Source organism: Kitasatospora sp. NPDC087314 (genome assembly GCF_044744365.1).
Classification (GTDB): Bacteria; Actinomycetota; Actinomycetes; order Streptomycetales; family Streptomycetaceae; genus Kitasatospora.
Genome location: NZ_JBIUYE010000008.1, coordinates 170,933 through 190,925, shown reverse-complemented (window position 1 = coordinate 190,925; position 19,993 = coordinate 170,933). Strand labels below are relative to the sequence as shown.

Here is a 19,993-nt window from a genome sequence, read left to right as displayed (position 1 = left end):
AGAAGGTCCCCGATGACCACCCAACTCTCCGACCGCGCCAAGGCCTTGATCGACGGCAAGAGCTTCGCCGTGGTCTCCACCATCCAGCCCGACGGCAGCCCCCAGTCCTCGGTGGTCTGGGTGGAGCGCGACGGCGAGGACATCCTGTTCTCCACCGTCGAGGGCCGTCGCAAGCACCTCAACCTGCTGAAGGACCCGCGCATCTCGCTCGTGGTCAACCCGCCGGAGAGCCCGTACGAGTACCTGGAGGTGCGCGGCTCGGCCACCCTCACCACCCAGGGCGGCCGCGAGTTGATCAACCGGTTGGCCGCCAAGTACCGCGGTGAGGACGTCTACACCTTCGACGGCCCGGAGGACGTGCGGGTGATCGTCCGGCTCACCCCGCGCAAGGTGGTCGGCAGCATCTGACCCCGGAGGAGTGGGTGCCTCCGACAGGACGCGGCGAGGAAACGCCCTTGTCGCGGTATTGACATTCGGGAATGTCGCGGGGCACCCCCTCCTGCCCACTACGCTTGACGCTGTGAGCATTCGCCTGTACGACACCAGCACCCGCCAGGTACGCGACTTCGTCCCGCTTGTACCGGGCTGTGTCTCGATCTACCTGTGCGGCGCTACCGTCCAGTCGGCGCCTCATATCGGGCACATCCGGTCCGGGCTCAACTTCGACATCATGCAGCGGTGGTTCGCCTACCGCGGCTACCAGGTGACCTTCGCCCGGAACGTCACCGACATCGACGACAAGGTGATCGCCAAGGAGCGCGAGCTCGGCACCCCGTGGTGGCAGATCGCCTACGAGAACGAGCGTGCCTTCAACGACGGCTACACCGCGCTCGGCTGCCTGCCGCCGACCGTCGAGCCGCGGGCCACCGGGCACATCCCCGAGATGGTCGAGATGATGCGGGGGCTCATCGAGAAGGGCCACGCCTACGCGGCGGACGGCAACGTCTACTTCGACGTGAAGTCGTACCCCGACTACCTCGCGCTCTCCAACCAGAAGCTGGCCGACCTGCGCCAGCCCTCGGCCGAGGGCGAGACCGGCAAGCGCGACCACCGCGACTTCGCGATGTGGAAGGCCGCCAAGCCGGGCGAGCCGAGCTGGGAGACCCCGTGGGGCCGCGGCCGTCCCGGCTGGCACCTGGAGTGCTCGGCGATGGCCCACAAGTACCTCGGCCCGGCCTTCGACATCCACGGCGGCGGGCTGGACCTGATCTTCCCGCACCACGAGAACGAGATCGCCCAGTCCAAGGCCTACGGCGACGACTTCGCCAACTTCTGGGTGCACAACGCCTGGGTCACCATGGCCGGCGAGAAGATGAGCAAGTCGCTGGGCAACTCGGTGCTGGTCTCCGAGATGGTCCAGCGGTGGCGGCCGATCGTGCTCCGCTACTACCTGGGCGCCCCGCACTACCGCTCGATGATCGAGTACAGCGAGGAGTCGCTGCGTGAGGCCGAGGCCGGTTTCGGCCGGATCGAGGGCTTCATCCAGCGCACCATCGAGCGCTGCGGGACGGTCGACGCCGCGCCCGAGGTGCCGCCGGCCTTCGCCGAGGCGATGGACGACGACCTGGGCGTGCCGCAGGCGTTGGCCGTCGTGCACACCGCCGTCCGCCAGGGCAACAGCGCCCTGAACGCGGACGACAAGGAGAACGCGGTGGCGCGACTCGCCGAGGTCCGTGCGATGCTCGGAGTGTTGGGTCTCGACCCGCTCGACCCGCAGTGGGCCGGGACGGAGCGCGGCGAGGCTGGGACACTGAAGAGCATGCACGGTGTGGTCGACTCGCTGGTCCGCCTGGTCCTGGACCAGCGGCAGGCGGCGCGGCAGCGTAAGGACTTCGCCACCGCGGATGCCATCCGCGACCAGCTCGGCCTCGCCGGGCTGGTGATCGAGGACACCCCGTCCGGCCCGCGCTGGACGATCAACAGCCAGTAACCCCATCTGACGATCGGGGTGAGGGTGGGCCGTACCGGACCGGTGCGGCCCTCCCGCATGACGTAGCGCATGCCGTCGGCCGCCGCCGGACAGAACGGGGCGGCCGGGCATGCCGAACAGACAGGATGTACAGCCATGGCCGGCAACAGTGCGCGCAGGAACCGCCGCAACCCCGGATCGAAGAAGGGCGCGTCTGTCGGTACCGGCGGGCACAGCCGCAAGGCGCTCCAGGGCAAGGGCCCGACCCCGCCCGGGGAGGAGCGCAAGGGCCACCCGAAGCAGCGCGCCGCCAACGCCGCGATCAAGCGCGAGCGGGACGCCAAGGCCCGTGCCGGCATGCGCCGGTCCGGCGGTGGCGGGCGCGGCGGCCGCGGTGGCGCGGGTGCCGCCGAGCTGGTCTTCGGCCGCAACTCGGTGGTCGAGGCCCTGAAGGGCGACGTGCCGGCCACCGCGCTGTACGTCATGCAGTTCATCGACACCGACGACCGCGTCCGCGAGGCCTTCCAGGCCGCCAACGACCGCGGCATCCCGCTGATGGAGGCCCCGCGCCCGCAGCTGGACCAGATGACCGGCGGGCTCAACCACCAGGGCCTGGTGCTCCAGGTCCCGCCGTACGAGTACGCGCACCCCGAGGACCTGCTGGGCGAGGCCGCCGACGCCGGCCAGGACGCGCTGATCATCGCGCTGGACGGTGTCACCGACTCGCGCAACCTCGGCGCCGTGGTCCGCTCCGCCGCCGCCTTCGGCGCGCACGGCGTGGTCATCCCCGAGCGCCGCGCGGCCGGCATGACCGCCGGTGCCTGGAAGACCTCCTCCGGCGCCGCCGCCCGGCTGCCCGTCGCCCGGGCCACCAACCTCACCCGCACCCTGGAGGCCTACCAGAAGGCCGGCCTGATGGTGGTCGGCCTGGCCGCCGACGGCGAGGCCGAGCTGGGCGACCTGGAGCTGCTGACCGGCCCGGTGGTGATCGTCGCGGGCAGCGAGGGCAAGGGCCTGTCCCGGCTGGTCTCGGAGACCTGCGACATGCGGGTGCGGATCCCGATGTCCGGGCTGACCGAGTCGCTGAACGCCGGTGTCGCGGCGGGCATCGTGCTGTACGAGGCCGCGCGGCTGCGGGCCAAGCGCTGACCCCTGGCGCACCGGCGGCTGCCGCAGCGCGGGTCGTCGCCGCAGCACACGCGGTGGCCGGTGCGCAGGGGATCTTCCGAATTCTCCGCAGTCCGAGTGAAAAGCGATCGGGCCCGACCGGGCCCGATCGCTTTTCTCATGATCATTTCAAGCAGGCGCCGGATATCCACTCGGGAGAGTGTCCTAAGCGGCCGTCACCCGGTTAGACGGGCGTGGACACCAGAACACCTCGGCGCCCCCTGTTCGGCGGCGGCAGCACCGGGATAGACGCGGGCCCCGGCCTTGACACGGTCAAGGTGCCGTCCGACCCCGCGCGCCTCAGCAACACGCAGGCGAGCTTCCGGCTCCGGCTCGGCGCCCCGGTGGCGCCGCTGATCGAGGCCCCGGCCGGACTGCTGTCCACCGGTGCCGCGTTCGGCGACCCGTACGCCAACCAGGGCCTGATCCGCCGTCCGCTGGTCACCCCGCAGGTCGTCGTGCCCGCCTCCGCCGTCCCGGCGATGGCGGGGGCCGCCGGGGGCGGTGCGCCGCGCCGCAAGGGCCGGGTCACCGCCGTCACCTGGACCGGGCAGGCGCCCCCCGGGGACCTCGCGGCCACCCAGCTGCTGGAGGCCGTCCGGCTCACCGGTTCCGCCTCCGGGGGCGTCGGCCTGGCCGAGTCGGACACCCAGGTGATCCCGACCTACTCGGGTGCCCGGACCGTCCCGCGCCAGCCCCGGTCGGGTGCCGGCACCGCCACCTACGCGGGCGTCGGCCCGGTCGGCGCGCCGCAGGGCTGGACCCCGAGCGGCGAGCTGCCCGAGGTCTCCGCGACGGCCACCGAGGGTCGGCAGGCCTGGTACCCCGGACGCCGGGTCGACCTCGGCCTGGTCCTGCTGCCGCTGCGCGCCGTCCTCGGCTCGCTGTCCGTCTACGCCGGGTTCAGCAAGCTCTGCGACCCGGTGTACTTCGACGGCGGCGAGCGCGGCTCGATGATGCGCTGGCTCGCCTCGCTGCACCCCTGGAAGGTCGCCGAGCCGCTGCTGGCCTTCGCCATGGCGCACCCGGTCGGTGCCGGCCTGGCGGTGTCGTTCACCGAGATCGTGGTCGGCGTGCTGACCGTCCTCGGCCTCTGGCAGCGGCTCGCGGCCGGGGCGGCGATGCTGCTCTCCGCCGCGCTGCTGTTCACCGTCAGCTGGCGGGCCGTACCGGTCTACGACACGCCCGACCTGATTTTCCTGGCGGCCTGGAGCCCGCTGCTGATCGCCGGCGCGCCGTTCGCCTCCCTGGACGGGCGGCTCAACCTGGAGGCCTGGCGGCGGTACGGCGCGGACGCGCCCGCCGCGCTGCGCCGACGGGTGCTGCGCCGCGGCACGGTGGTCACCACGGTCGTCGTCGGGCTGACCCTGCTGCTCGGCTCGATGCTCGGCGCGGCGGTGCGCACCGGCGCCCGGCCGCACCAGGCGCCGGCCCGTCCGGCCACCGACTACGGCACGCCGGTCTGGCCGGGCGGCGCCCCGACCGGCACCCCGGGCGGCCAGGGCTCGTCCACCTCGCCCTCGCCCGCCGCCCCGCGACCGGCCACCCCCACACCGAGCCCGACCGCTCCGCCCTCCTCCGCCCCGGCCTCCCGGCCGACCGGCCCGACGCCGAGCGGCAAGGGGCACTCCACCAAGGCGGAGAGCGGGGCCGGTGCGAGCCCGGCCGCGCCGTCCGCCGCCGTGCCGCCGGCCGGCTCCTCGCCCGCCCAGCGCAGCACCCCGGCCCCCGGCGGCTCGGGGACGGCGTCCAAGCCGAGCCCGAGCTCCGGGGCGGGCTCCGGGCTGCTCGGCGGGGTGCTGGGCAGCGGTCCGCTGACCGACCTGTCCGGCGGTGCCCGCTCCTCCCGCCCGGGGGCGCCTACGTCCACCTGAGGGGTCTGACGGTTCGCGGACGCGGTCGGTCGGGTGCTCCATGGCGGAGCACCCGGCCGATTGCCGTTGCCGCTCGCTTGTGCCCAGAGGGGTTGCCGCTTCGCCGTTCGTGCCCGGGGGCGTTACTGCGGGGCGCGGCCGGCCCCGGCGGCGAGCTCCTTGGCGGCCTCGGTGAGGTCCTTCGCGGTGTCGATGGCGCGCCAGTACACGCCCTGCGGCAGCTGGTAGCCCGCCAGCCGCTTGCTGCGCGCCAGTTGCGGGAACGTGGTGCGCTCGTGGTCGCCCACGTCCGGCAGCAACTCGGCGAACTCCGGGCTGAAGACGTACAGCCCGGCGTTGATCAGGAACGGCGAGGGCGGTGCCTCGATGAAGTCCAGCACGTTGCCGAACTGGTCGGTCTCCACCGCCCCCCACGGGATCCGCGGCCGGGCCAGCGCGAGCGTCGCGACGGCGTCCCGCTCGTGGTGGAAGGCGGCCATGTCGCGCAGGCTGAACCGGGTCCAGATGTCGCCGTTGGTGGCGTACCAGGGCTCGTCCGGGCGGGGCAGCGCCTTGGCCGCGTACTTGAGTCCGCCGCCGCGCCCGAGCGGCTCCTCCTCGACCACCGTGCGGACGCGCAGCGGCAGGTCCGCCTTGTCGAGCCACTCCTCCAGCACGTCGGCGAGGTGCCCGCAGGAGACCACCACGTCGGTGACGCCCTCGGAGGCCAGCCAGGCCAGCTGGTGACCGAGGATCGGCGTGCCCGTTCCCGGGATCTCGACCAGCGGCTTGGGGCGGTCGTCCGTGTAGGGCCGCAGTCGCGAGCCCTGGCCGCCGGCCAGGATCACGGCCTGGGTGACGGGCGTCGTGGTCGGCCGGGGCGGATGGGGCGGCGGGGACGTGAGGTCGGCGGTGGGGCCGGAGTCAGCGGTCATGCCTGAACAATAAGGCGCCCACCGGGCCGGTCGGCCGGAGCTGCGGACGCCGGTCCGGGCCGCCGGTGGGGGCCGACCGGCCGGGGCCGCGGGCCGGGGCCGAGGGGGCGGAGCCGAGGGGGCGGCCGGATCTGCCGCGGGGCAGCCCGAGCCGCCGACGTCGTCAGCCGGCGATGCCCGCCGCGAACGACCCGTCGCAGACCGGGCGGGCGAACGACCGGGCCCGCTGCACGTCGCCCTGGTACTTGCGCACCGCGGCCTTGCCCAGCTCGGTGGCGAGCGAGGTGCAGTACGGCGTCAGTGACGGCTGCTCGCGCATCGAGCGCTCCAGCAGGTCCAGCGCGGCGGACGGGTTCTTCGCCCGCAGCTCGTCCAGCAGCGCCACCCGCAGCGACTCCTGCGGGGCGAGCCCGTCCGAGGACTTGCCCGCGGCCGCGTTGGCGGTGGTGCCGGTGGCCGCGTTGGCGGTGGCGGAACGCCCGATCCCGGCACCGTCACCGCTGGACGCCGCCACGACCTGCTGGTCGAGGCCGGCCGGCGGGGCCCACGGTACCCGGGTCACGGCGAGGGTGCCGGTGGTCACCAGGACGACCGGCAGGGTCAGGGCGACGGTCTGGCCGATACGGCGCACAAGCTGCTTCACCCTCAGGAGAGTAGCGGTGGGTGCGGGCGAGATCGCCCTCCGTTACACCATCGAGTGACACCGTGTCCGGTTTCGTCCCCACGCCGTGTTGACGCGGGGGTGTACGGGCGGAGCCCGCCGGACCGGGAGTGGTCCGACGGGCTCCGCGTGGTGGCTCGCCCGGACGACCGGGCACGCCGTGCTCAGCTGCTCAGGCGGGCACCCGAGCTGGTGGAGAACACGTGGGTCTCATTGGCGATCGGCACGACGTGGATCGTCTCGCCGCGGGCCGGGATCTGCCGGCCGTGCACGCGGACGACCAGCTCCTTGTCCTCGCCGCCGATCTTGGTGGTGCCGTACACGAAGCCGTCCGAACCGAGCTCCTCGACCACGTTCACGGTCACCGCGACGCCCTCGATGCCGCCCGCCGGGACGATCTCGAAGTGCTCCGGGCGGATGCCGACGGTCACCGACTTGTCGGTGCCGGCGCCGGCCAGGTCGTCACGCGAGACGTTGACCACCGAGCCGCCGAACTTCACGCCGCCGTCCACCAGCGGCACCTCGACCAGGTTCATCGCCGGCGAGCCGATGAAGCCGGCCACGAACAGGTTGGCGGGCTTGTCGTACATGTTGCGCGGGGTGTCGACCTGCTGCAGCACGCCACCCTTGAGCACCGCGACCCGGTCGCCCATGGTGAGCGCCTCGGTCTGGTCGTGGGTGACGTACACCGTGGTGATGCCCAGGCGGCGCTGCAGGCCGGCGATCTGGGTACGGGTCGAGACGCGCAGCTTGGCGTCCAGGTTCGACAGCGGCTCGTCCATCAGGAAGACCTGCGGCTGGCGCACGATCGCGCGGCCCATCGCGACACGCTGGCGCTGACCGCCCGACAGCGCCTTCGGCTTGCGGTCCAGGTACTCCGTCAGGTCGAGGATCTTCGCGGCCTCCTCGACCTTGGTGCGGATCTCCGCCTTGTTCACACCGGCGATCTTGAGCGCGAAGCCCATGTTCTCGGCGACGGTCATGTGCGGGTACAGCGCGTAGTTCTGGAACACCATGGCGATGTCCCGGTCCTTCGGGGGCAGGTGCGTGACGTCCCGGTCGCCGATCCGGATCGAGCCGCTGTTGACGTCCTCCAGACCGGCCAGCATGCGCAGGCTGGTCGACTTGCCGCAGCCCGACGGGCCGACCAGCACGAGGAACTCGCCGTCCGCGATCTCCAGGTCCAGCGCGTCCACCGAGGGCTTGTCCGCCCCGGGGTAGACACGGGTTGCCTGCTCGTACGTGACAGAAGCCATGGTCGTACTCTCCTCCACCGGCAGGAACGTGCCGGACGATCCGAGTAAAGGGGGATTCGTTCGTCTTCATCAGCCCGCCCAGTGGTCTGAACCACCACGCGAACCGACTTCCGGCGACGCTACCTGCGCTTCCGTGGCTTGTCAGCCCCCAGCCCACCCGATTTCGGCATCGGTTCCATCACGCCCACCCCACTCCACCAACCCCCGGATATCCCCACACCCCACCACCCCGGCCCGGTAGACTGCCCCCGGTGCCGCCGTGATCCCTCGCGGACGGTCACCGTGCCTCCTTAGCTCAGCTGGCCAGAGCACCGCTCTTGTAAAGCGGGGGTCGTCGGTTCGAACCCGACAGGGGGCTCCACAACTCGCTTATCTGGCGGGGAAGTTGAGGGCCGACTCCGACAGGGGTCGGCCCTCAACGGGTTCCCGGCACACATTCAGCACACGTCAGGCCGCAGCGGCCAGTTCGCCGGCCTCCAGGGCCGCCAGCTGCTCGGCGAGTTCCCGGGCCTTGCGCGCGGCCTTCTCGGCCTTCTTTCGGGCCTTCCCCAACGCCTTGGTGCGCTGGGCGTCGAGCCGGTCGGAGACCTCGTCCAACCGGTCCGGCCAGAGGTGACCGTACGTGTCCAGGGTCAGCGTCGCGGTCTTGTGGCCAAGCATGGTCTGGACCACCTTGACGTCAGCTCCACTGGCGATCGCCAGCGAGGCCGCAGTGTGCCGGAGTTTGTGCAGGGTGATTCCCAGATCGCCGAGTCCAGCCGCTATGAGTGCGCCCTTGAAGTGCCTCCGCATAAAGTTGCGGATCATCAGGACGCCGCCGCGTGGTGCGACGAAGAGGTATTCTTCCGGCTTTCTCCCGGCGATGATCTTAGTCAGTTCGGCAATGAGAAATGCCGGGATGGGGACAGACCTTCGTTCGTGGTTCTTAGGGCTGTCCTCCAGGTACAGCTTTCCCTTATCCGACCCCCATGCCTGCGCAATTCTGACGCGCCTGGTTTTCAGATCCACGTGCTTGATCTGGACCGCCGTTGCCTCACCCCAGCGAACTCCGGTGTAAGCCAAGAAGAGGATGAGGGCCCGGTATTCTCCGCAGGCTTCCGCAAGCGCTTCTACTTGTACATCTGTCAGGTAGACGTGTTCGGCGGGTGTGTACCGGGGGAGTGGCACTCCGATGGCGGGGTTGTGCGCGATCTTCTTCGTCCGAACCGCATAGCCGAGGACGCTCTTGAGGACGACCCAGATCTTCCGGATGGTTGCCGCGCTCAGAGGTGAGCCGGAGGCAATCGAGTCCGACATGATGGTTCCCAGCCAGGTCACGATGTCTTCGTGCTGCACATCGGCAACTGCGGTGGTGCCCCAGCGAGGAATCACGTGGAGGTCGAGGACGCCTCGGTAGCGGCTTCGGGTCGATCGGCGGACGTCGACCTTGGAGGTGAACCAGCCTTCCGCGATCTCGGCAACCTTGGTACGGCCGGCCCGGGGGTCTCGGTACGTTCCGAGGCCGAGGGAGCTCTCGATCTCGGTTCGCTTGGATTCGGCGTCGACCTTCCTGAGGAAGGTGAGCATGCGGGGTTTCCCGCTAGGGTCGTACCAGCGGACCCGGAAGCGGCCCGGCGGCTTGCGCCCGGTCGGCTTCGCCTTTGCGGCGGCCGTCTTGTAGGCGGCGTGGTTAATGCGGTCTTCTATCCATACGCGGGACATAAATCACCTGGAGATGCTTTGCAGTGTTCATGGTCATATCCATTCCTTCTTTCTGCCCGTTCGAATGTGCGGCTTCTGCCGCATTTCGGGTTTCATGGTTTATCGGTGATCCGCACGTCGCGCAGGTGGTGAACACGGGGCGCGGAAGGGGTGGGCCGGAGGCCGGGGTACTTCGCCGGAGATCAGGCCGGTCGGGCTAGCGGCCTGATGCCGAGCGCGGGGTTGCTGGGCAAGTGCCTGTTGCGGACGCCGTGCTCCAAGACGCGCTTGAGCGCTGCGAGGACGCTGTTGATCGTGGCGGCGCTCAGCCGGCCTTCGGCATGTAGATCCGCCATCAGGCGCTCGACGTCTGTCCGGGTGATCGTGATGGCGAGCCTGCGCCCAAGGCGCGGCAGCACGTGTAGGTCGAGCGGCCTGCGGTTCGGGAACCTCGGTGCCCCCGGCCGGGCGGACTGCACCGGCAGGGACGACCAGCGATCGACCAGGCTGCTGAGCGTCACTGGCGCCAGGCCGTGGGCGATTTTTGCCCGCACGGCCGCTGCGAGGTGCGGGGTCGGCAAGCTCAGGCTGTGGGAAGTGCCCGACTCGTCGCGCCAGCGGACGCGGTAGCGGGCTGGCGGGGTGCGGCCGGCGGCGCGAGCGCGTTCGACGGCCAGGAGGTAGTCCGCGTGCTTACCGCGGTCCTCGATCCGAGCGTGGAGCATGGTCTTCTGCCGATCATTGATGGATACATGCCATAAAGTTCCTCTTCTCTGCCCGTACGGGTGCGGGACCGGCTGGTCGCGCAATCGGGTTCGCTGAACTGGCGTCTCGGCGTTACCGGACGCAAGTGTGGTGCAGGTCCTACTTCGAGCCGGGGTCGCCCGGCTTGAGCAGCGCGGCGAGTTCCTCCGGGCTGGCGCCCGACGCGACCGCACTGTTGATCTTCTCCAGCATCGCCGTCACCTCCGAGTTGAAGGACTCGGTGAGCGCCGCAGCGCGGTCCTGGAGTACCGAGCGGGTGAGGTCGGCGACGGCCTGCTGGCCATCGTTGGCCGGCATCCGCTGGAGGGCCGCCGAGTAGAACTGCCGCGAATCGCTTTGGGGCAACGCCTGCCGCCCACAGAGCCAATCCAGTATCAACTGGCCGTCGCTGACTGCCAGTTCGGGGGTCAGCCGAAGCCTTGTCCCGGGTTCGGCGTTGTCAGGCAGGCCCAGCAGGTGGATCGGTGCGATGTCCAACACCACTGCCAGTACTACGAGTTCGTCGATGGACAGCTCGCGCCGTCGAACCCCGTCCGCGTCTCGGCGGCCGGTTTCGATGTTGCTCAGCGCGGCGGACGTCAGCTTGACCGCGCCGACCGCAGCGCAGGCGTCGGCCAGTTGCTTGGTGGTCCACCCGCGTCGAGTCCGCGCTTCCTTCAGCCGGACCGCTGCCGCATCGCTCACCGACAGTGTCGGGGGAGCTGAGCCGCTGGACATCTGGCCTCCTTGCTCGTCGTATCGGCGACTCTACCTAATCGCTTGTCGATTGTGCAATCGACAAGCGATAGGCCATGGATGAGGCGTCGATTCGACGAATGTGCCCTTCTTGGGTGGTCGGGGCGCTGAACTAGGCCTACATGCGTCGAAACGACGAGTGTGATCGCCGTATTGACAACCCGAAGGGCTCTGGTTGATGCTCATCTCGGTTGTTCGAACGACGAGTTAACTTGTCGAAACGACGAACGAGATGGATGTGAGCACCCGTGAGCACGGACAGGTTGTGGACCTTGCAGGAACTCGCGCAGTTCCTTGGCGTCCCAGAGCAGTCGATCTACCAGATGAACTGGAAGGGGACCGGCCCGCGCTCCTTCAAGGTGGGAAGGCATCGGCGCTACGACCCGCACGACGTGCGGCAGTGGCTCGAATCCCGTTCCTCCGACATGGGGAGCGGTCGATGAAGCGATGGAGTGCACCCCGCCGCCCCTGGTGGTCGGTGGACGACGCGGCGTCTTACCTCGGCATCGGAACGGCGGACCTGCGAGAGCTTGGAGCCGTTGGCATCGGTCCGAAGTACACCGAGGACGCCGAAGCCGTTCGGCACTACCGGCCGGCGGACGTTCGGCTGTGGGCCTCGACCGGCCTGGTGCGCGACGGCCGCGGCTGGAACGCGGAGGCACGGTGACCCGCGACCGAGAGAGCGCCCTCACCGCGAACCCGCCGACGGACCGGGGCGGGTGCCCGCTGCCGCCCCGCCCGCCCTGACTGGCTCGCGCTCGCCCGCCAGCACGGTCCGACGCCGACCCCCACCTCAGGAGATCACCATGCAGAGCTTCACCCACGACCGCTACGCCGAACAGCCGCCCACCGGCTGGATCGGCCGGCACTGGATGTCGACCGCGAAGGACGGCTCCGGCCGGTACCTTCGCGGAGTGATCCTCGATGTCCGCCCTGGAAGCGTTCACGTTCAGTGGCAGTCCTCCGAGGACCGAGTCGTTCCCCCCGAGTGGACAGCCACCGACAGGGGGACGCTCGCCAGAGAGTGAGCAGGGAGAAGGCCGGGGGCCTCACCGTTCGTGGTGAGGCCCCCGGCCTTCTCCCTGTCGTCATTCGGGGAGCCTGTCTTCGACGACCGGGGCGACGGCACCCTGCCCCAAGGCGGCAGGCCTTGTGCTGGTCGAGCAGTTCCCGCACGTCGGAGATGCGGCCGGCTGCGGCGGTTGCCGACCTCGTCCACCAGGCTCTTGAGAGGCTGGCTGAAGTGGCCGGGGCCGGGTATCAGCGGGCGAAGGCCCGTACGGACAAGGTTGTCCGTACGGGCCTTCGCTGTGTCCTCTGGTGGTCAGGTCAGCCGACGCGGCGCAACAGCGCCACCACGGCGTCGCCGTACGCCCTCGAACGCTCCCAGACTGCGCGCCGATCACGGTTGGCTTGCTGGAACTCGTCCTCCCGGTCGGCCCTCACCCGCATCCCGAGCCGGGGGTTGACCCACGTCTGCACCTTCCAACTGGTCTTGCTGCCGAGCCGGCGGAGCGGCTCAACCGACGTGCCCTCGCCACGGTGTCCGTCCGGTTCGAACGCCTCGTAGAAGGCGTCGCGGTTCTGGTGCCCGAGCAGGCTGGCCTGGAGGAGGCGTGCCTGCTCGGCGACGGCCAGGACCAGCGGGTCGTCTTCCGGCAGCCCGACGAGGCGCTCGGGGCCGGGCAGCGGGATCACCCGCCAGATTCCGGCGTCGTCCCGGGTGGCCGCTTCGCGCCACCAGCGAGGGGTGGCTGCTCCGGGCAGTACCCGCCCGTGCGGAAGCCACAGCGGTGCGGGGCGGCCGGCGGCGCGGCGGCACAGAGCGAACCGGGCGGCCTTGAGCAGGGCGGCATCCCGGGCCCGGCTGAGCGCGACGTTGGAGAGGAGGCGTCCTCGGCTGCTGCGGTCTCCGGAGTGCTGGGTGAGAGCGGCTTCCGCCCAGGACGCGGTGCTGTGCGCCAGCTCCGCCCGTTCGGCGAGTTCGCGGACCGTGCTGCTCCACGAATGTTGGATCATGCTTCCTGCTTCGATCGAGGCGGTGCTGGCTGCATCAGGACGGGACGATCCGCCGGAAGGCCACGGCCTGTTTGTCCCAATATCCACCCGTGAAATGGGTGATCTGGATGTTCTTGCCAGTCCGCGGGGCGTCGAGGACCAGGTTCGAGCCCAGGTACATCCCGACGTGTCCGGGTGCACTCGGCGTGCCGTCGGAGCCGGCGAGGAAGATCAGGTCCCCGGGCTTGAGTTGCTGCGCGCCGTAGACCGGAGTCCCATCGTAGACCTGCTCGAAGGTGGTCCTGTGGATGGTGAGCCCGGCGGCCTGGTAGGCGCGGAGCATCAGGCCGGAGCAGTCGTAGCTCGGGTTTCCGGTGCCGCCCCACTGGTAGGGCATGCCCAGTTTGGAGATTCCGAACTGGATTGCGGTCACGATCGTGGTCGGGGTTCCGGCCGGTAGCGAGAAGCCGGCGGGAAGGCTGATGGCCTCGGTCGTCGTCTGGCCGTCCCCGTTGCCGAGCGAGCAGTTCGTGGCGTTCCCGCCGAAGGTGGCTGCCAGGTGCTGAGCGAGCCCCTCCCACTTCGCGTAGGCGTCTGGCAGCGCGCTCCGCTGGACCCGCTGAGCGGCCACGGTGACCGGCAGGATCTCCCACATCGGCACCTTCACCAGCTGCGCGTAGAACATCTTCGACGAGTAGACCGGGTCCATGATCTGCGCAGGCGATCCCCACCCCTGGCTGGGGCGCTGCTGGAACAGTCCGAGTGAATCCCGGTCTCCGGAGGTCAAATTCCTCAGCGTCGACTCCTGCATCGCGGTCGCCAGCGCGACCACGGCCGCCTGCGACGGCAGCTGGAGCTCGACGGAGACCTGGTAGATGATCTGCGCGTTGTTGATCTGCTCGGTGGTCAGCTGCTGCCCGCCCGCGACGGTCTCTCCCGGGGCGACCGGTTTGAAGCACCCGAGACCGATGCCGTTCCCGGCCGTGACCGCTGGCGTGGCGGCTGCTGTTCCTCCGCCGGATAGCGCGACGCCGAAGACCACCCCGAAGGGCGCAAGGACGCTGACCAGCGCCAGGTGTGCTGCTTTCTTCACGTGCCACCTCTGAGCCGGCTCGCGACGGGCGCAGCCGTTTCACATCAGCTAATTGGACTGATGCGAACAATAAGCTGATGCGTGAGTGGTTGGTCAACTGAAGTGATGGTGATCAGTGACACTGATTAGCCATAGTGAAGAGTTCTGGGCATGGTTCGCCGCCGAGAGGCCTCAAGGGGTGGGGTGGCGGTTCGGGCCGGCGTCCGGTCTCCGGTGGTCGGAGCTAGAGGTCGAGCCAGCCGAAGTGCTGAAGGGCTGCCGGCTGGAGGTCGGGGAACACGGCGTCGAAGGCGGCGCTCGCCGCGGTGGCGCGCCCGGCAGGACGGCTCGGGGCGTCCGCCAAGATCCGGTCGAGCTGCTGCTCGGGCCCTGCTGCGACCGGGGTGACGCCGACCGGCGCGGGTGGAGCGGCCAGCGGGGCCGCCTGGCAGTCCACCTGTGAAGGTGTGCCACGGCCTGCTTGTCGAGTGCCGCAGAGCTGGGTCACGCCCATGAAATTGCCTCCCTGATCGGGAGGCAGTGCTGTGGAGCGAACGACGGTAGTCGGTCGGTCACTCCTTCCTCCCGACCCGCAGAACTGTATGCGACCGATCGCCGAGAGTGCGTCGCTCATGTGAAGTTGTGATGCGCGGAAGGAGTGGCGTGCATCACTCCTGCGCGGAGTCGGGAACCGGAAGCCCTTCAATCGCCCGCGCCGATTGGATCATGGTGGAGATCGCCGCGAGGCTGTTCTCGGAGAGGCCGTCTGCGTCGAGCGCCAGCTGCCGGATCGCCGGGTTGCGCAGCGCGGCCGCCAGGCGGAGCTGCGCGTCGGTCCGCTTCGCGGTCTCCTCCTCGTAGAAGTACATCGGGGAAACGCCGAAGAAATCCGCAAGTGCCTTGAGACGACTGTGGGTTGGGTCCTGGCGCTTGCCTTTCCGGAGCTGCCACAGGTAGGTGGCGCCGAGGACCTGATGGCCGGCCTTCTCGTTGATCGCCTGGGCGACTTCGGTATTGGCGTACGGGCCCCGGTCGGCCGGGTGCACGGTCGCGAACAGGTGGTTCAGGCGAGCCGCAACGACCCCGCCCTCGGCGGACTCTTCGACTGTCATGACGCGCGTAGCACTCCTCACTTCTGACTGAGTCTCATCGTTGCGCACAGTGACGCCCATTAGCCACTGTAAACAGAGAGTGGTCGAGTGAGTCTAGTCACATTCACTCTGGTTGACGAGTGCGGCCCGGGCCCGTCTATCGTTTGCCCACGGCTGATTAGCCAGAGTGAAACGCATTGACCTTGCGTGCTGAACTCGGGTGAAGGCCGTTCATTCGCCTCCCCGTGCCCGATCAAGCAGGGGCGGCTCCTTCTGGCCAGCGCAGGTCCTGCGGGATCGCTGGCACGTCCGTACTCCCGGGAGCCCGGTATGTCCACCACCCTGCAAGTCGTCCATCACCTCGCTGACGTTCACTACCTCGCCGACATCCAGAATCCGGCACCGGCGGATCCGACGAACGGTTCGAAGGGCGCGAACCTTCTGCTCTCGTACGCGAAGTGGGGCGCCCTGATCGCGTGCGCCGTCGCCGCGGTGGTCTCGGGCGGCCTGATGGGCATCGGCCACCTCTCGAACAGGCCGGACTCTGCGGAGAAGGGGAAGAGGAGCCTGGTCTGGTCGCTGGGTGGAGTGATCGTGACCGCGTGCGCGATCCCGGTCGTGAACACCGTCTTCAGCGCGGCGGCCTAACCGCGCCATGAACCAGTTCCTCGACCACCGCCCCCGCCGCCGGATTCTGCCGCTGCTCCTCCTCGGTGTCGTTGGCCTGCTCGCCTTCGTCGCCGTTGGGGTCGCCATCGAGTCCGGCAGCGAGCCCCGCGGGCCCAAGGTGTTCACGCCGCCGGCCGCCATCCCGCCGCCGGGTTCGGTCACCGGTGTGGACTCCACCGGGTCGCCCGCCCCCGGGCTGACCGGCCCGCTGCAGCTCGTCCGCGGAGAGCGCCTCGTCAACGGGGTCCAGGTGGGCTACCCGCATTCCACGGTAGGCGCTGTTTCGGCGGCGGTCGAGTACTGGCGCCAGCTCGGCTCCACCCTTGAACCCGACCGCGCGGCGGCCGTCGCCAGGCTCGTCGCCGTCGACTCCTGGTCCAGCGCCGCTGACGTCCTCGCCCAGGGCCCGGTCGCCACGCGTAAGGGGCTCGGCCTGCCGAAGAGCGGCCAGTTGCCGCCCGGTACCTCCGTCGTCCTGTCGCCCGTCGAGTACCAGGTGCGTTCGGTCGCCCCGGACAACGTCCAGGTCCTCCTGCTGGCCACCTACACCACCAGCGTGCCCGGCACCGGGATTCAGACCCGCATGGGGGTCTACCCGCTCGACCTCACCTGGTCCGCGACCGACTGGCGCATCCCCGCCCCCTCGGGCAACTCCACCACCGACTACACCAGCCTCGTCGCCGAGCCGGGCAGCCCCCAAGCCTCGGCCAAGGGCTGGCAGGAATTGAAGCGATAGCCATGGTCACCAGCACCACCAGGGGGCTCGCATGCCCTGCGGCCTGACCAGTCCCCTCGACTGCATCCCCGGGCCCGGCGACACCATCCTCGGGAGCCTCGCGGGCGACGCCGCCACCAACGTGGCGAGCGGCGCGTGGGAGTCGATCTGCAAGAGCTTCGCGGACGCCGCGACCGAGTTGCTCAAGACGTTCGCCACGGCGTTCGTCAAGATCCCGCCCCCCGACCTCGCCAGCAACGGGATACGCAGCGTCTACGCGATATCCCTCGGCATCGCCGGCCTCGTCGCCTGTCTGCTGGTCATCGTCCAAGTCATCCGTACGGTGATCACCCACGACGGCCGGCCACTGGCCACCGCCGCGGTAGGCGTCGGGAAAGCGGCGCTCGCGTTCATGCTCACGCTGATCGTCGCCTCGACGGCGCTGGTGGCGAGCGACGAACTGACCAAGTACATCGTCGACAACTCCCTCGGCGGAGAGAAGGCGCTCAGCGACAAGATCGCCAAACTGGTCTCCTACACACCGGGGACCGCTGCCTCGCTTCTGCTGATCATCGCCATCATCGGCATCCTGCTGACGCTGGTGCTCTGGTTCGAGATGCTGCTGCGCAACGCCGCGATCGTCGTGCTGATCGCCACCTCGCCGATCAGCGCGGCAGGGCAGGTGTCCGACTCCACCAAGAGCTGGTGGTCGAAGCTGGTCTCCTCCACCGTCCAGCTGATCATCCTCAAGCCGGTCATCGCGATGGTCTTCGCCCTCGGCTTCAACGTCGCGGGCGACTCGAAGGACCTCCAGACGACCCTGTCGGGAATGCTCATCCTGCTGCTCGCGGCCCTGGCGTGGCCGGCCATCGCGAGGTTCTTCACGTTCGCCAGCGCCCAGGTCGGCGGCGGTGCCGGTCTCGCCGCGCTGCTCGGCTTCGCCGGAGGTCGGCTGAGCGCTCCGGGCGGTCCGGCGACCGGCGCCTCCCCGGACTCCTTCGGGCAGGAGAGCGCCAGCCGCACGATGAGCAGCTTCGCCGGCAAGGGCGGCGGCGCTGCCGCCAGCGGTGCCTCGGGCGGTGTCGGAGGGGCTGCCGTCGGCGGAGCCGGTGCCGCAGCGGGCCCGGCCGGGATGATCGCCGCCGCAGGAGTTCGGGCCGCGCAGCAGGCGGTCAACAGCCTGGCCACAGGCATGGAGAAGATGGCCGGCCACGCAGGGGTGCAGGGCGCGAACCCCTATGCGGCGCAGCCCGCCGGGTACGTCAACCGCCACGCGGGCGCGCCCCTGCCCACCGCCGGCGGACTGCTGCCGGACCAGCCGACGCCGGACTGGTCGGACCAGCAGGAGCCGCAGGTCGAGACGGAGGGAGCGGCCAGTCCGCAAGCCGATCACCAGCAGGCGCTCCGGGACATCACCCCGGACCTGCCGGTCGCCGGTCCTCCGCGCAGCGACCCGCCCACCATCGAGATGCCCCCGGTGCCCGCAGGCCCGTCCACCGGCGCCTCGGCGGGAGCGGGCTCCCCGGCCGGGCCTGCGCCTCAAGGGCGCCCCGTGCCGGGACCCCCGCTTCGGGCGGCCCAGCCCGGCGAGCCCGGGAGCGTGCCGTCCGGATCCGGCTCTGCGGCGCCTGCCCAGGCCCCGGCTGCCGCGAGCCGGCCCGCTTCCGGTGCCACACCGCTCCAGGCCAGCCGACCCGTGTCCGGCCCGACGTCAGAGCCAGCTCACGAGCGCCCCGCGCCCGCGCCGGCCCCGGCGGACCGCCCCAGCGGGCCCCGCGCCCAGGCCGCCCCGGTCGAGCGCCCCACCGCGCCGCCTGCCAGGACCACCCGCCCTGACCACTCCGAAGGAGGGGACAAGTCATGAGTACCGAGACCGCTCCCACCCGCACGTACTTCGGGTGGCAGCAAGAGAAGGTCGCCTTCCTCTTCGGCCTTAGCCTCCAGCGCGCCGCCATGCTCGGCGTCGGCATCCTCGCGCTGATCTGGCCGTTCGCAATCTCGTACATCCGGGCCGGCCTTGTGACCTGGCCCCTGTCGTTTGTCCTCTTCCTACTCGCGTTCGTCCGGATCGCCGGCCGTACGGTCGATGAATGGGCGGTCGCCGCAGTGTCCTACGAACTCCTCCGCTTCCGCGGGCAGAATCGTTTCCTCTCCGGAGCCTTCGCGCCCCGTACGTCCGAGACGGACGAGCCGAAGATGGACCTGCCCGGCATCCTCGCCCCGCTGGCGATCCTCGAAGCGGACGGGGGCAGCGGCGCCCCGATCGCGGTGATCCATCACCAGCTCGACCGCACGTACACGGCGGTCGCCCGGGTGCGCTTCCCCGGCATCGGCCTGGCCGACTCCAGCAGGCGCGACCAGCGGGTTGCCAGCTGGGGCTCGCTGCTCAAAGCCCAGTGCACCGAGGGCAATCCGATCATCCGAATACAGGCACTCCAGCGCATCGTCCCGGAATCCGGTGCCGCTCTCCAGCGCTGGCACAGCGACCACGTCGCCACCGAGGCGCCCGCCGTCGCGGTCGACGTCACCAAGTCGCTGCTGTCCACCGCCACCCTGGCCACCAGCCAGCGGGAGGCGTACCTGGCGATCACGATGGCCGCCGCCCGTGCCGCCGGCCCCATCAAGGCGGCAGGCGGCGGCGACGGCGGAGCCGCAGCCGTCCTGGTCCGCAACCTTCGGGCCATGACGTCCTCGATCGCCTCCGCAGACCTCCAGGTCGAAAGCTGGCTCAACCCCCGGGAGCTGGCCGAGGTCATGAGGACCGCGTTCGACCCGGACTCCAGCCGAATGCTCGCGGAGCGCCGGGCGGCGGCCAACGCAGCTGTTCTCCGCGGTGACGAGGTTCCCTTCGAAGCCGGAGTGGACCCGGCAGCGGCCGGTCCGTCCGCCGCCCACAGCTGGCGCGGCAGGTACGAGCACGACGGCGCGCTGTCGGTCACCTACTCCGTCCACAGCTGGCCGAAGAACAAGGTGTACTCCACCGCCCTCGCGCCTCTGCTGGGCGAAGGCAAGTACCGCCGAGCGCTGAACATCCACTACGAGCCCCGCAGCCCGCGCGCCGCCGAGCGCGAGATCATGCAGGAGCGCACCGCCCGCGAGGTCGCCGTCAGCATGCGGCACAAGACCGGACAGATCATCCCGGAGCACGAGAAGCAGGCCCTGCGCCGCGCCGAGGCCCAGGACCAGGAACGCGCCGCCGGCCACGGTACGGTCCGCTACACCGCGTACTGCACCGTTACCGTCACCAACCCCGCAGACCTCGAAGACGCGTGCAGCGAGCTCCTGGCCGACGCCAACCGCGGCGGCATCGAACTCCTGCGGATGTGGCTCACCCAGGACATCGGGTTCGCCGTCGGCGCGCTGCCGGTCGGCATGGGCCTGCCCAAGAAGCGGGCGGCGTGATGTTCCGTCGCCGACCCACCACCGAACTCCCCGTCCTCGACCTCACCGACGTGCTCGGCCGCCCGGCCCCGGTGGCGCCGAAGCC

The 19,993-nt window shown here is 70.2% G+C and carries 21 protein-coding genes and 1 tRNA gene; 12 read left to right on the top strand and 10 right to left on the bottom strand.

The features are described 5' to 3' along the window. The first annotated feature begins 12 nt into the window (after positions 1-12). The 4 genes from ACIO5E_RS19395 (at position 13) to ACIO5E_RS19380 (ending at position 4,950) form a co-directional block, all read left to right on the top strand. The gene (locus tag ACIO5E_RS19395) at positions 13-408 is read left to right on the top strand and encodes a PPOX class F420-dependent oxidoreductase (protein ID WP_400669186.1); all 396 of its coding nucleotides are present in this window, start codon (positions 13-15) and stop codon (positions 406-408) included. 112 nt (positions 409-520) lie between these two features. Next, positions 521-1,930 carry a cysteine--tRNA ligase gene (gene cysS, locus ACIO5E_RS19390; RefSeq protein WP_400669184.1) on the top strand — a complete coding sequence of 470 codons (1,410 nt, stop codon included), beginning with the start codon at positions 521-523 and terminating at the stop codon, positions 1,928-1,930. A 135-nt stretch (positions 1,931-2,065) separates the two neighbouring features. Beyond that, on the top strand, positions 2,066-3,058 hold the full coding sequence (gene rlmB, locus ACIO5E_RS19385; protein ID WP_280675576.1) for a 23S rRNA (guanosine(2251)-2'-O)-methyltransferase RlmB: 993 nt from the start codon (positions 2,066-2,068) through the stop codon (positions 3,056-3,058). Between the two features lie 296 nt (positions 3,059-3,354). After that, positions 3,355-4,950, top strand: a complete 1,596-nt coding sequence (locus ACIO5E_RS19380) for a DoxX family membrane protein (protein WP_400669181.1) — start codon at positions 3,355-3,357, stop codon at positions 4,948-4,950. Positions 4,951-5,072: 122 nt separating this feature from the next. Here the strand turns inward: ACIO5E_RS19380 and ACIO5E_RS19375 are convergent, their stop codons facing one another. From ACIO5E_RS19375 to ACIO5E_RS19365, 3 genes are all read right to left on the bottom strand, one after another. Continuing rightward, on the bottom strand, positions 5,073-5,864 hold the full coding sequence (locus ACIO5E_RS19375; protein WP_400669179.1) for an NDP-sugar synthase: 792 nt from the start codon (positions 5,862-5,864) through the stop codon (positions 5,073-5,075). A 163-nt stretch (positions 5,865-6,027) separates the two neighbouring features. After that, on the bottom strand, positions 6,028-6,507 hold the full coding sequence (locus ACIO5E_RS19370) for a hypothetical protein (RefSeq protein WP_400669176.1): 480 nt from the start codon (positions 6,505-6,507) through the stop codon (positions 6,028-6,030). Positions 6,508-6,689: 182 nt separating this feature from the next. After that, positions 6,690-7,781 (bottom strand): sn-glycerol-3-phosphate ABC transporter ATP-binding protein UgpC, encoded by a 1,092-nt coding sequence (locus ACIO5E_RS19365; RefSeq protein WP_280675568.1) that lies wholly within the window; start codon positions 7,779-7,781, stop codon positions 6,690-6,692. A gap of 284 nt (positions 7,782-8,065) precedes the next feature. Between ACIO5E_RS19365 and ACIO5E_RS19360 the strand changes: the two genes are divergently transcribed. Further along, positions 8,066-8,142 (top strand) — tRNA-Thr (locus ACIO5E_RS19360). Positions 8,143-8,228: 86 nt separating this feature from the next. Here ACIO5E_RS19360 and ACIO5E_RS19355 read toward each other — a convergent pair. The 3 genes from ACIO5E_RS19355 to ACIO5E_RS19345 form a co-directional block, all read right to left on the bottom strand. Then, a complete protein-coding gene (locus ACIO5E_RS19355) occupies positions 8,229-9,347 on the bottom strand; it encodes a tyrosine-type recombinase/integrase (RefSeq protein WP_400669174.1) in 1,119 nt (372 codons plus the stop codon). Between the two features lie 317 nt (positions 9,348-9,664). After that, on the bottom strand, positions 9,665-10,270 hold the full coding sequence (locus tag ACIO5E_RS19350; protein WP_400669172.1) for a hypothetical protein: 606 nt from the start codon (positions 10,268-10,270) through the stop codon (positions 9,665-9,667). 55 nt (positions 10,271-10,325) lie between these two features. Continuing rightward, positions 10,326-10,943 carry a helix-turn-helix domain-containing protein gene (locus ACIO5E_RS19345; protein WP_400669170.1) on the bottom strand — a complete coding sequence of 206 codons (618 nt, stop codon included), beginning with the start codon at positions 10,941-10,943 and terminating at the stop codon, positions 10,326-10,328. Between the two features lie 266 nt (positions 10,944-11,209). On the opposite strand from ACIO5E_RS19345, the gene ACIO5E_RS19340 reads away from it, so the two are divergent. From ACIO5E_RS19340 to ACIO5E_RS19330, 3 genes are all read left to right on the top strand, one after another. After that, on the top strand, positions 11,210-11,404 hold the full coding sequence (locus tag ACIO5E_RS19340; protein ID WP_400669167.1) for a helix-turn-helix transcriptional regulator: 195 nt from the start codon (positions 11,210-11,212) through the stop codon (positions 11,402-11,404). Next, positions 11,401-11,628: a hypothetical protein gene (locus tag ACIO5E_RS19335; RefSeq protein ID WP_400669165.1), complete on the top strand. Its 228-nt coding sequence runs from the start codon at positions 11,401-11,403 to the stop codon at positions 11,626-11,628. Before ACIO5E_RS19340 ends, ACIO5E_RS19335 begins: the two co-directional genes overlap by 4 nt. A 139-nt stretch (positions 11,629-11,767) precedes the next feature. Further along, a complete protein-coding gene (locus tag ACIO5E_RS19330) occupies positions 11,768-11,989 on the top strand; it encodes a hypothetical protein (RefSeq protein WP_400669164.1) in 222 nt (73 codons plus the stop codon). Positions 11,990-12,290: 301 nt separating this feature from the next. Here ACIO5E_RS19330 and ACIO5E_RS19325 read toward each other — a convergent pair whose 3' ends face one another. The 4 genes from ACIO5E_RS19325 to ACIO5E_RS19310 all read right to left on the bottom strand — a co-directional run bounded on the left by ACIO5E_RS19325 (position 12,291) and on the right by ACIO5E_RS19310 (position 15,143). Next, the gene (locus tag ACIO5E_RS19325; protein WP_400669162.1) at positions 12,291-12,980 is read right to left on the bottom strand and encodes a hypothetical protein; all 690 of its coding nucleotides are present in this window, start codon (positions 12,978-12,980) and stop codon (positions 12,291-12,293) included. Between the two features lie 34 nt (positions 12,981-13,014). Further along, entirely contained in the window at positions 13,015-14,052 is a 1,038-nt protein-coding gene (locus ACIO5E_RS19320) for a C40 family peptidase (RefSeq protein WP_400669160.1), read from the bottom strand. 223 nt (positions 14,053-14,275) lie between these two features. After that, a complete protein-coding gene (locus ACIO5E_RS19315) occupies positions 14,276-14,488 on the bottom strand; it encodes a hypothetical protein (protein WP_400669158.1) in 213 nt (70 codons plus the stop codon). Between the two features lie 211 nt (positions 14,489-14,699). Next, positions 14,700-15,143: a hypothetical protein gene (locus ACIO5E_RS19310; RefSeq protein WP_400669156.1), complete on the bottom strand. Its 444-nt coding sequence runs from the start codon at positions 15,141-15,143 to the stop codon at positions 14,700-14,702. 309 nt (positions 15,144-15,452) lie between these two features. Here ACIO5E_RS19310 and ACIO5E_RS19305 point away from each other — a divergent pair, with 309 nt between their 5' ends. The 4 genes from ACIO5E_RS19305 to ACIO5E_RS19290 are packed head-to-tail and all read left to right on the top strand — an operon-like array spanning position 15,453 to position 19,908. Continuing rightward, positions 15,453-15,770, top strand: a complete 318-nt coding sequence (locus ACIO5E_RS19305) for a hypothetical protein (RefSeq protein WP_400669154.1) — start codon at positions 15,453-15,455, stop codon at positions 15,768-15,770. 7 nt (positions 15,771-15,777) lie between these two features. Beyond that, entirely contained in the window at positions 15,778-16,527 is a 750-nt protein-coding gene (locus ACIO5E_RS19300; protein WP_400669152.1) for a hypothetical protein, read from the top strand. A 31-nt stretch (positions 16,528-16,558) separates the two neighbouring features. After that, entirely contained in the window at positions 16,559-18,370 is a 1,812-nt protein-coding gene (locus ACIO5E_RS19295) for a hypothetical protein (RefSeq protein ID WP_400669150.1), read from the top strand. After that, positions 18,367-19,908, top strand: coding sequence for an SCO6880 family protein (locus ACIO5E_RS19290; RefSeq protein WP_400669148.1), 1,542 nt, complete (start codon positions 18,367-18,369; stop codon positions 19,906-19,908). The genes ACIO5E_RS19295 and ACIO5E_RS19290 overlap by 4 nt, the downstream gene beginning before the upstream one ends. The last annotated feature ends 85 nt before the right edge of the window (positions 19,909-19,993 follow it).

Bases quoted from the DNA above. Each gene is read 5' to 3' on its own strand.
- ACIO5E_RS19395 (WP_400669186.1), top strand. From the start codon at position 13: ATGACCACCCAACTCTCCGACCGCGCCAAGGCCTTGATCGACGGCAAG.
- rlmB (WP_280675576.1), top strand. From the start codon at position 2,066: ATGGCCGGCAACAGTGCGCGCAGGAACCGCCGCAACCCCGGATCGAAG.
- ACIO5E_RS19375 (WP_400669179.1), bottom strand. From the start codon at position 5,864: ATGACCGCTGACTCCGGCCCCACCGCCGACCTCACGTCCCCGCCGCCC.
- ACIO5E_RS19365 (WP_280675568.1), bottom strand. From the start codon at position 7,781: ATGGCTTCTGTCACGTACGAGCAGGCAACCCGTGTCTACCCCGGGGCG.
- ACIO5E_RS19355 (WP_400669174.1), bottom strand. From the start codon at position 9,347: ATGCTCACCTTCCTCAGGAAGGTCGACGCCGAATCCAAGCGAACCGAG.
- ACIO5E_RS19345 (WP_400669170.1), bottom strand. From the start codon at position 10,943: ATGTCCAGCGGCTCAGCTCCCCCGACACTGTCGGTGAGCGATGCGGCA.
- ACIO5E_RS19335 (WP_400669165.1), top strand. From the start codon at position 11,401: ATGAAGCGATGGAGTGCACCCCGCCGCCCCTGGTGGTCGGTGGACGAC.
- ACIO5E_RS19330 (WP_400669164.1), top strand. From the start codon at position 11,768: ATGCAGAGCTTCACCCACGACCGCTACGCCGAACAGCCGCCCACCGGC.
- ACIO5E_RS19325 (WP_400669162.1), bottom strand. From the start codon at position 12,980: ATGATCCAACATTCGTGGAGCAGCACGGTCCGCGAACTCGCCGAACGG.
- ACIO5E_RS19310 (WP_400669156.1), bottom strand. From the start codon at position 15,143: ATGACAGTCGAAGAGTCCGCCGAGGGCGGGGTCGTTGCGGCTCGCCTG.
- ACIO5E_RS19305 (WP_400669154.1), top strand. From the start codon at position 15,453: ATGTCCACCACCCTGCAAGTCGTCCATCACCTCGCTGACGTTCACTAC.
- ACIO5E_RS19300 (WP_400669152.1), top strand. From the start codon at position 15,778: ATGAACCAGTTCCTCGACCACCGCCCCCGCCGCCGGATTCTGCCGCTG.
- ACIO5E_RS19295 (WP_400669150.1), top strand. From the start codon at position 16,559: ATGCCCTGCGGCCTGACCAGTCCCCTCGACTGCATCCCCGGGCCCGGC.
- ACIO5E_RS19290 (WP_400669148.1), top strand. From the start codon at position 18,367: ATGAGTACCGAGACCGCTCCCACCCGCACGTACTTCGGGTGGCAGCAA.